Origin of the sequence: uncultured Thiocystis sp. (genome assembly GCF_903866365.1) — a bacterium.
Lineage (GTDB): Bacteria > Pseudomonadota > Gammaproteobacteria > Chromatiales > Chromatiaceae > Chromatium.
The window spans coordinates 1-8484 of the sequence record NZ_CAIPNF010000039.1 but is presented as its reverse complement, the minus strand read 5'-3'; the positions used below and the strand labels follow the sequence as shown (position 1 = coordinate 8484).

Below are 8484 nucleotides of genomic sequence, written 5' to 3'. Positions count from 1 at the left end.
GTGAAAAATAGCCATTCAATGACCCATTGATGAGAAAGTCACCTTGATTTTCAGCCTCCAGAGCGGCTTCGCCGCGACGTCCGACCTAAGTCGGACAGGCTCCTAGTGGACAAGTCGCCGGTGATCAACCCTCCGACCAGCGTTCCGTCGATGCCAGCTCCGGTTTCTACTCCGGCTCCTGCACCGACCCAGGGGCAAGCGGACACGAGACATGCGACGCCGGATCGCCAGACGCCACGGCGGCCCGCAGTGGCCCATCCAGCCCCTGCCCCAGCCCGGACCAGCGGCAGCCGCCCCAACCGTCCAGCGCTACGCCCCATCGGGCAGCGCCGACCGCCAACCCGAGAGATTCCATCCGGCGAGCGGGCCATGGCGACCCCGATCGAGTTCACCTTCGATTCGGACCGTCTCACCTCCGCCGCGCGGCGTCAGCTCGATAACATCGCGGCGGTGCTGACGGATCCCCTCTTCCGTGGTCTGGTGATCCGCATCGAGGGGCATACGGATGCCAAGGGTTCGGCCGATTACAACCTGGATCTCTCCGCGCGCCGCGCTCGCTCGGTCCAGGACTATCTCGCGACCGGGCATGCCATCGACCGCGAGCGCATCCCGGCCGCTGGCCGGGGAGAATCGGATCCGTTCGATACCAACCGCCCCGAGGCGGGGATCAACCGGCGCGTGGAGTTCGTCAACACCGGCCTGACTCTCTGACCGCTGCGGGTCGCCACCTCAAGGCGTCACAAAGCCCGACCGGCCCATACCGGCCAGCCGACAAACGGAGCACGAACATGACCTCGAATGTCAACCTTCTCGTCCTGGTTCTGGGCATCCTGATACCGGCTGGGTTGACCCTGGCTGATGACCTGCGCGGTATCCCCCAAGACATCTCGGCGCGGATGTATCGCATGCAGGCACAGCAGAACCGGACCATCGGTAGACATGCTGGCGGAACGGCTGGCGATGTCGAAGCAACGACTGACGCTGGCTATGACGGAGTGACCGCCGGATCGGGCGATCTCGGCGCGGGTGAGACCGGAAACTTGGTCATTGGGGATTTCAGCCATGCGGACAACAAGGGTCTGCGGGAGGTCAACATCCTGGTGAATGGAGACATCATCAACTGGAATAACAGCCGCTGAGGCATGGTTGCGGCTTGGTCCCGCACAGGCCTGTCAGTCAGGACGCACATCGAAGGGTTAACCATGCAGATCACTCCATACCCCCGCGCCCGGCAATGGCTCGGCGCCATGTTGGGGCTGCTGCTCGGCGGCTGCGCCGCCGTCGCGCCCAACCCGGAGGATGTGCCGCGCTCCGCCGAGCCAGTGACGCCACCGGTGACCCGGTTGACCAGTTTCTCCGCCGCGCTCGCCTGCATGGACGATCTGTTCGCGCGCAACCATACGCCCACACGTTATGTCACCGCCATCAGTATTCCGGACCAGACCGGGGCGAAAGTTGGCGGCGGTACCCTGTCGATGTTGATCTCCACCATCTCGGAGATGAATCGGCGTAGCAATGCCTTTCAGTTCATGTATCTTCCGGTCACCTTTCCGGGGAATGCGTCCGACCTGGACCCCAGCCGCAGCGGTCGCATCGATCTTGGTTATCTGCTCGCCTATATGAAGGTAACCAAAGGCGGTCTCGATTTCCCCGACTACCTATTGGTGGCCTCGGTGTCGGAACTCGATCGCGCGGTCAGCAGCACCAGCCTTGGTGGCGGGCTGGATCTGGGAAAACTCAGCATCGGCGCTTCCGGGGAGACGGTGATCTCGGCGATGACGACCGATTTCAACGTCGCCGACGGACATAATTTCAAGATCATCAATGGCGCCGACTCCACCAACTCCGTCGCGCTGATCAGCCGGGGGGGCGGCGTGGACCTGGACGCCAAGCTCAAGTCCGTTGGTGGCTATTTCACCCTCTCCGTGGACCGCGCTGAAGGTCAGCATGCCGCCCTGCGCAGCCTGATCCAGCTCAGCGCCATCGAGACCCTGGGCAAGCTCGCCGAGGTGCCTTATCAGCAATGCCTGCGGCAGGAACGCACCCCCTCGGGCACTCTCACCCGTACCGGTGTACCGGCACTGGAACTGACCAGCGACCGCACCCGCTACCGGGTGGGCGACAAGCTGAAAGTCAGGGTACGCGCCAGTCGTGGCACGGATCTGTTCTGTTACTACCAGAACGCTAAGGGACTGGTCTGGCAGATTTTGCCAACCCAGTTTCAGCCCAACACCTCGTTGAACGCAGGTGCTTCCGTCACAATCCCCGGTACCCCGCGGGTCGACCTGGTCTTCGATACCCCTGGGAGCGAGCAGGTGATGTGTCTCGCTGTGCCATTGGGCAGCACAGCCCCCCTGGCAGCCACGCTGCCCGAGCGGGTCAGACGAATGGATCTGCAGCCGCTCCAGATCAAATCATTAGGTGAGGTGGAGGACATCTTCCGCGCCACCTTGCGGTTACCGGAGGATCTGAACCGGGCGGACCTGCGGGTCCAGGTGGAGTAAGTTTCGACAAGATCAGTCAAACGAACAGATCGGATCCCGACGCTTCCACATCACGGTAGATGTCAGCGAGTGACAAGCGGTTATCCCAGTCAGGGAAACGGATTTCCCCTTACCCCGTCGTATTCGGTCAACAGCCATGCCGCGCCGTCGCGGCGCTCGAAGAGTTCCGCATGGGGTCGCTCCTGAGCGAGCAGAAGGTAGTGGTGCAGCTCCGGGGTCTGGCGGTAATGCTCGAACTTGAGTCCCCGGTCGTAGAATTTGGTGCTTCTGGAAAGTACCTCGACGATGAGGCTGGGGCCTCCACATAACGCGGATGACGGCGTCCCTGTGCGCACAGTGCCATCAGGTCCGGATAGCAGAATTTGTCGAGCGTCTCGATGCGCAGTTTCATCTCCGAGCCATAGACGCGACAGCCGTGATGGCGCAGCGGCGCGATGAGTGTATCGAGTGTGTTGGGAACTATGCGGCCGCGCTCAACGCATGGCTCTCGCTGCCGCTGGCCATCGCGAACACCTCCCCAGCAAGATACTCATAACGGCAGTCTTCCTGTTGCTCCAGGCGGAAGTAGTCGGCGTGCGTCAGATGCTGTTTGGTTTGGGGTAAGGTGGCGGACATGGACGTCATCCTAACAAGATGCGTGTCAAGTGGGACGCCGATGGTTCGTCAGGTTGATAGGGTGCGCACCCTTGAAGGGTTGTGCTGCGGCGCCGCGAAATTCAAGTAGATCTTCGCGCCTCATTGCGGCGAAAAGGTCATATTAAAATCCCGGAAATTTTCAAATGATGAACCGACTGGCACCGGCAGCGGCGAGGCGTTAATCACAGCGGCCATCACGGATTTATCGAATGAGGTATTGCCACTGCTTTTGAGTACACGAACACTGTTTGGTACTACATCGCCGCCAGGGATTAGCTGCACCGAGACAGTTGCGACTAGATCCTTATCCGTCGCGGGCGGGCGCACCCAGAACTGACGGATCCGGTCGCGGATCTCCGGGATATAGAGATGCGCCTTGCGTGATAGTTGCTCTGTGGCTAAGACAGAGAGCAGATTCTCCTCACGGTCCCGCTGGTGTTTTTCGGCGGATCGCCGAGCGACCTCCTCGGCAAGTCGCCGCTCCTCCTCGGCAGCCAGGCGCTCCGCCTCTTGTGCGATTCTTTGCTGACGCTCAGCATCAGCCCTGGCGTATGCTTCCTCAGGATCAAGCGGAGGCGACAGAGTAACTTGCGCCCAGCGCCCAGCCTCGACCCGGACCTGTTCGACGAGTGGTTTGCCTTTCGCTCGGATCATGATCCAGTGCAGGCCCACCGGCAGATTGGACAGGTCGAGCGGCTGGCCTGGGCCGGCGTGCCCCGCGACCTGGCCGTCCAGCCACACTTCGTCCGTAGTGGTGACGTTGATGACCTGAATATAACCCAGGGCCGGGGTGGCGGGGGGGGTGGCTCGCCCAATGGGTAGCGTGAGATAGAAGCGCCCAGGCTGCACCGCGCCCTGGATCAGGATCTCGGGGGACTGACCGCCGAGACGCTGGCTAAGTTCAGCAGCGACACGCTGAAGCAGGGTTTCGACCGGCTGCGGCTGCACGAGATGTTCCAGCAGCAGGGTACTGTAAGGGCTGTGCTGGCCGTTGCCGTCGGGCACGAACTGGCCAGCGGCACCGGCGTAGGCGACGATGCGGCTCCGCCCCTGACTCTGCACCCGGGCCAACCCTTGATAATCCTTCGGATCGTAGCCGCTGGCACGGCTCGCGGCGGCGTTCAATTCCGGGATCGCGCGGCAGGCGTCGAAGATGGCGACGGTGAGGTCCGCCTTGCCGTCCAGCCGGACGAGGATGTCATCTTCCAGACGGAGACTGCGATGCGGCAACTGATCCAGGTCGTTAGGCACGTCAACTGGGAGTAGATAGGGCTGCCCCGCGATCTGCATGCCATGACCGGCATAGAAGAGCAGGGCGATCTCGGCGCCCTGGGCACGCTGGGCGAAGGCGTTCACGGCCTTGGATAAAGCGGCTTTGTCCAGATCCAACACCGGACGGGTTGTCGGCTGGCCGTCGCCGCCGATGAGTATGACGCCCATCGCCGCCAGGTTCGCGGCCACGGCCGAGGCATCGTTGGGCGGGTTGGGTAGGGGGTTGAGGTGCCGATAGCCAGCGTTGCCGATCACGAGCGCGAGCCGCTCGCCAGCAATGACGTTCGCCGTCAAAAGCAACAGCAACAATGCGAAGAGGGTACAGGACAGGTCGCCGATGTGGTAGGGCGCTGGATGAACCATGACGATGATCGGCCTTAATCGTCGTTTCGGCCACCCTGTCGATTCCCATTTACTTGATTTCATATGATATTAACTGGATTAGATTTCCCCTCCCATTCTTGCCGGTGGTTATCGATTTGACACTACGATGCACTTCGGGGACATACCACGAAATATCCGTGCCATTGATTCTTTCCCCTGTACTCGGATCTAATAATTCGGTTTTCAAATAGACTTTGATGGCGCGGAATTTACCCGCAGGAACCGAAATATCTTCCCAGTCCCCAACGGTTCCAGAAACGATATGATTCTTGATCGCCCCGGTCTTGATGTTGGTCTCGGTCGAATTTTCCTGCCATGTCTTGCCGGGAAACAGTGGAAAATCGTAATATTTCAAGGGCGGAGAAAAATCGAGGCCGCTGTCGTCAGCGTTGCGGGTGCGGATTAAATTCCATTGGCGATCGAAGTGAAGGTAACGTTTCTTGCCTTTTTTGTTACCAAGATTTATCGCGGAGAATAGAATCGTATTATCCACGGAAGCAACGGTTCGTTTCGTAATAATGCTCGATTCCGGATGCTCCAAATCCTTGGTTTCATAGATGTAGCTATCTTCAACATTGATCTGCGGGATAGTCACTGATTGAGGAACCGCCGGATGCTTTGGCTCCCCTCCGGTCTGATTACGGATTTTTACCACGACATCCCAGGCTTCCTTGACGGCACGCGTAGCGTCTGCCACCCGACCTGTAGCCTCCTCCTCCGCCTTTTGCCTGTCCTGTTCGGCCTGTTTCCGGCGATCCTCCGCACGCGCTATCTCCTGCGCGGCCTGTCGCCGGATGGCTTCCTCTCGGCGCAATGCATCCAACTCGAGCTGGCGCCGTGCTTCCGCATGACGCGCCTCCTCCGCACGCCGTTTCGCGTCCTTCTCGGCGGCTATTACAGCGGCCTGACACTTTGCCTCCAGATCGGCCGCCGCGAGGGAATTTGGCGGAGGCGACAGAGTGACTTGAGACCGGCTTCCAGGCTCGACCCGGACCTGCTTGACGAGCGGCCCGCCCTTGGCGCGAATCATGACCCAGTGCTCACCCACCGTTAGATCGGAAAGGTCGAGCGGTTGACCCGGGGCGGCGCAGCCGGCGCTTTGCCCGTCCAGCCAGATTTCGGCCTTATTGGTATCGTTGAAGACTTGGAGTTGACCGAAATCTGGCGGGGGTTTTGGCACGAGGGAGGGAACAAACGCAAATTCTCCCAGCACCATCCCTTCGCTCCAAGGCATCTGGGCACGACCGGTCTCGCGGGCTACGGCCTGCGCGGTCCTTTTGGCAACCTGTTCGACCTCCATGCCCGGCGTATCGATCGATGCCAGGAGATGTTTCGTGAACACGCCATTGCGTCCGTTCCCATCGCGCGCCACCGCGCCGGGCTGAGTGGCATAGAGGACAAAGACGCCCGTGGCCGGGTGCATCTGTGCCAGCCCCCGACTCGATGAGCGCACATCGCTGGAGAAAGGGTTGTCGCGACAGGCGTCGAGCACGATCAGATTCAGCCCGTTACCGGCTTCGGTCATCCCATCGCGCACCCATCCCGCATCGACGGCCTGGTAGCGCAGATCCGCCTGGCCATTGATCGTTGCCCCAATCGGGATCAGATAGTTGTTGCCCTCGTATTCGATCCCATGCCCGGCAAAGTAGAAGAAACCCACGTTTCCTTCGCCCTCCAGGGCGCTGGTAAAACGCTCGATGGCTTGCTCCATCGCCTGCTGATTTGCATTGAGCAAGAGGTCCGTCTGGAATCCGAGCGCACGGATCTTCGCGGCGATGTCGTTGGCATCGTTGGCGGGATTGGCCAGCGCGCCGCTGGCATAGTCGCCGTTGCCGTTGCCGTTGCCGTTGCCGATGACGAGTGCGAGCCGACTCCCGCCAGCGAAGGCCGGTAGCACCGCAGCCAGCATCAGCGCCGCGAACAGCGCCAAGTCACCGATCCCCATGCCTCTTGCAATCATGTTCCGGCGTTGCCCCCGAGAGTTCCATCGCCTATCGCTGCCAAATTATCAGATTTCATTAAAGATTCAAGGGGCAATCCAGCGTAGCAAGATCACCATCAATAAGCTCGACCTCTATCTGAGCGAGCGGGTCAAGACCCTCACCGGTAACCGCCAGACGCCGAGCACCGCCAAGCCGGTGACCATCGTCGATTATCCGATCGCGGTCGTGAAGTGAGAGGCTGCCGCCAGCCTCAACATTCGGGAAATTGGAGCCGTCAAGTCATAGAGGACGCAAAGCGGCGTCCGTGATACGATTGTTGTCATGACATTGTCTGGACGCTTGTGCGTCCGCTTTCTGAACGGAGGCTTTCATGCCAACCCATCACAGCCGCACGACGAAGCTCGATCTAAGGCTGTCGCCCGAGGCAAAGGCACGGCTGAATGCGGCCGCACAAGAAAGGCACCAGTCGCTCAGTCAATTCGTCCTCACGAGCGCGCTTGACCGTGCCGACGAGACACTTGCTGGGAGGCCGCGTTTCGCTCTCGATGCCGATCGCTGGACGGACTTCCTGTCTGCCCTCGACGCACCGCCGCGCGTGCTGCCGCGTCTTGAGCGCCTGTTTCGCGAGCCAACGCCATTTGAGACCCACGCGTCCGCATGACATCGGGATTTCACATCGAGAAACTCCGGCGAGATCACCCCGTTGAGGGTTTCACCTGCGGGCGGGAGGAACTCGACCGCTTCTTATTGCGCTATGCCTTGCCCAACCAGCAGGCCAACGCCTCGCAGAGTTATCTCGGTCTGCATCATGACGAGATCATCGGTTTCTACAGCCTTGTGGTCGGCGAGGTCGCTTACGATGATGCGCCGGAACGGCTGACCAAGGGCTTGGCTCATCATCCCGTGCCCATCATGCTCCTGGCACGTCTGGCGGTCAGTACCGCCTGGCAGGGCAGAGGAATCGGTGCGGGGCTTCTGAAGGACGCCATGCGCCGAACGCTCAAAGCGGCCGACATCGGGGGCATCCGCGCCTTTGCGGTCCACGCCAAGGACGCGCTGGCACGACGTTTCTATGCGCATTTCGGATTCGTGCCAGCGCCGACGGATCCGTTGCACCTCTATTTGCTCATCAAAGACCTGCACCAGTTTGAGCACGGGTGAAATTGGGCAGACCGACGACACGGGTTGGTGTGGCGGATCGAAATCAGGGGTTACCGATGACTTCCAACTCCACCCGTCGATTGAGCCGATGATCCTCTTCCGTGTTGTCCGGGTATTTCAGCTCGGATTTTCCGCGGCCTGCGATGAGAATGTGCCCCGATAGCGCGGGATAATGGGACACCACCAGGCTCCGCACGCTATCGGCCCGACGCTCGGAGAGCTTCTGATTGTAGTCCGCCGGCCCCTTGGAGTCCGTGTGACCGGTGAGGCGATAACGCTGCCCCGCCTCTCCGCTCTGGAGCGCCTTGGCCAGTTCCTCCACCTGGATTCGGCCATCGGTATTGGGTTGGTCCTGATCGAAATCGAACAGGACATAGATGTCCAATCTGATGGGATGCGGGACGAAACCGCGATTGTCATGACCGCCAGGCGAGGGGGGCGGATCACCCATAAGCGCCAACTTAACCGCACCGTTGACGCACTTGTGAGTTCATCATCTGCATGACCCTGGCCGGAACGGTTTGCAAGCGACGGCGGCGCGGACGTTCCTTGAGCACGTCGAGGCAGGCGTCCCAGTGTTCGTC

12 protein-coding genes are annotated in these 8484 nt (G+C 60.7%); 6 read left to right on the top strand and 6 right to left on the bottom strand.

Annotated features, from left to right (window positions below; genetic code table 11):
- Window positions 1-166: 166 nt before the first annotated feature.
- Window positions 167-355, bottom strand: a complete 189-nt coding sequence (locus QZY07_RS02320) for a hypothetical protein (RefSeq protein WP_295399491.1) — start codon at window positions 353-355, stop codon at window positions 167-169.
- 14 nt (window positions 356-369) lie between these two features.
- Here QZY07_RS02320 and QZY07_RS02315 point away from each other — a divergent pair, with 14 nt between their 5' ends.
- The 3 genes from QZY07_RS02315 (at window position 370) to QZY07_RS02305 (ending at window position 2504) form a co-directional block, all read left to right on the top strand.
- Complete coding sequence (locus tag QZY07_RS02315; protein ID WP_295399490.1) at window positions 370-711, top strand: OmpA family protein; 342 nt, start codon at window positions 370-372, stop codon at window positions 709-711.
- A gap of 77 nt (window positions 712-788) precedes the next feature.
- Complete coding sequence (locus QZY07_RS02310) at window positions 789-1139, top strand: hypothetical protein (RefSeq protein ID WP_295399489.1); 351 nt, start codon at window positions 789-791, stop codon at window positions 1137-1139.
- 63 nt (window positions 1140-1202) lie between these two features.
- Entirely contained in the window at window positions 1203-2504 is a 1302-nt protein-coding gene (locus QZY07_RS02305; RefSeq protein ID WP_295399488.1) for a DUF4384 domain-containing protein, read from the top strand.
- Between the two features lie 89 nt (window positions 2505-2593).
- Here the strand turns inward: QZY07_RS02305 and QZY07_RS02300 are convergent, their stop codons facing one another.
- From QZY07_RS02300 to QZY07_RS02285, 4 genes are all read right to left on the bottom strand, one after another.
- On the bottom strand, window positions 2594-2839 hold the full coding sequence (locus QZY07_RS02300) for a Uma2 family endonuclease (RefSeq protein ID WP_295399487.1): 246 nt from the start codon (window positions 2837-2839) through the stop codon (window positions 2594-2596).
- A 124-nt stretch (window positions 2840-2963) separates the two neighbouring features.
- Window positions 2964-3119, bottom strand: a complete 156-nt coding sequence (locus QZY07_RS02295) for a hypothetical protein (RefSeq protein WP_295399486.1) — start codon at window positions 3117-3119, stop codon at window positions 2964-2966.
- A gap of 120 nt (window positions 3120-3239) precedes the next feature.
- Window positions 3240-4775 (bottom strand): cell envelope integrity protein TolA, encoded by a 1536-nt coding sequence (tolA, locus tag QZY07_RS02290; RefSeq protein WP_295399485.1) that lies wholly within the window; start codon window positions 4773-4775, stop codon window positions 3240-3242.
- A gap of 49 nt (window positions 4776-4824) precedes the next feature.
- On the bottom strand, window positions 4825-6726 hold the full coding sequence (locus tag QZY07_RS02285; protein ID WP_295399484.1) for a caspase family protein: 1902 nt from the start codon (window positions 6724-6726) through the stop codon (window positions 4825-4827).
- A gap of 13 nt (window positions 6727-6739) precedes the next feature.
- Here QZY07_RS02285 and QZY07_RS02280 point away from each other — a divergent pair, with 13 nt between their 5' ends.
- The 3 genes from QZY07_RS02280 (at window position 6740) to QZY07_RS02270 (ending at window position 7900) form a co-directional block, all read left to right on the top strand.
- Window positions 6740-6973: a hypothetical protein gene (locus QZY07_RS02280; protein WP_295399483.1), complete on the top strand. Its 234-nt coding sequence runs from the start codon at window positions 6740-6742 to the stop codon at window positions 6971-6973.
- 136 nt (window positions 6974-7109) lie between these two features.
- Complete coding sequence (locus tag QZY07_RS02275) at window positions 7110-7400, top strand: DUF1778 domain-containing protein (RefSeq protein WP_295399482.1); 291 nt, start codon at window positions 7110-7112, stop codon at window positions 7398-7400.
- A complete protein-coding gene (locus QZY07_RS02270) occupies window positions 7397-7900 on the top strand; it encodes a GNAT family N-acetyltransferase (RefSeq protein WP_295399481.1) in 504 nt (167 codons plus the stop codon). The genes QZY07_RS02275 and QZY07_RS02270 overlap by 4 nt, the downstream gene beginning before the upstream one ends.
- A gap of 43 nt (window positions 7901-7943) precedes the next feature.
- On the opposite strand, the gene QZY07_RS02265 is transcribed toward QZY07_RS02270, so the two are convergent.
- Window positions 7944-8351, bottom strand: coding sequence for an OmpA family protein (locus tag QZY07_RS02265; protein ID WP_295399480.1), 408 nt, complete (start codon window positions 8349-8351; stop codon window positions 7944-7946).
- Window positions 8352-8484: the final 133 nt, after the last annotated feature.

Coding starts and splice junctions, on each gene's coding strand:
- QZY07_RS02320 (WP_295399491.1), bottom strand. CDS start 355: ATGGAATCTCTCGGGTTGGCGGTCGGCGCTGCCCGATGGGGCGTAGCG.
- QZY07_RS02315 (WP_295399490.1), top strand. CDS start 370: ATGGCGACCCCGATCGAGTTCACCTTCGATTCGGACCGTCTCACCTCC.
- QZY07_RS02310 (WP_295399489.1), top strand. CDS start 789: ATGACCTCGAATGTCAACCTTCTCGTCCTGGTTCTGGGCATCCTGATA.
- QZY07_RS02305 (WP_295399488.1), top strand. CDS start 1,203: ATGCAGATCACTCCATACCCCCGCGCCCGGCAATGGCTCGGCGCCATG.
- QZY07_RS02295 (WP_295399486.1), bottom strand. CDS start 3,119: ATGTCCGCCACCTTACCCCAAACCAAACAGCATCTGACGCACGCCGAC.
- tolA (WP_295399485.1), bottom strand. CDS start 4,775: ATGGTTCATCCAGCGCCCTACCACATCGGCGACCTGTCCTGTACCCTC.
- QZY07_RS02280 (WP_295399483.1), top strand. CDS start 6,740: ATGCCTCTTGCAATCATGTTCCGGCGTTGCCCCCGAGAGTTCCATCGC.
- QZY07_RS02275 (WP_295399482.1), top strand. CDS start 7,110: ATGCCAACCCATCACAGCCGCACGACGAAGCTCGATCTAAGGCTGTCG.
- QZY07_RS02270 (WP_295399481.1), top strand. CDS start 7,397: ATGACATCGGGATTTCACATCGAGAAACTCCGGCGAGATCACCCCGTT.
- QZY07_RS02265 (WP_295399480.1), bottom strand. CDS start 8,351: ATGGGTGATCCGCCCCCCTCGCCTGGCGGTCATGACAATCGCGGTTTC.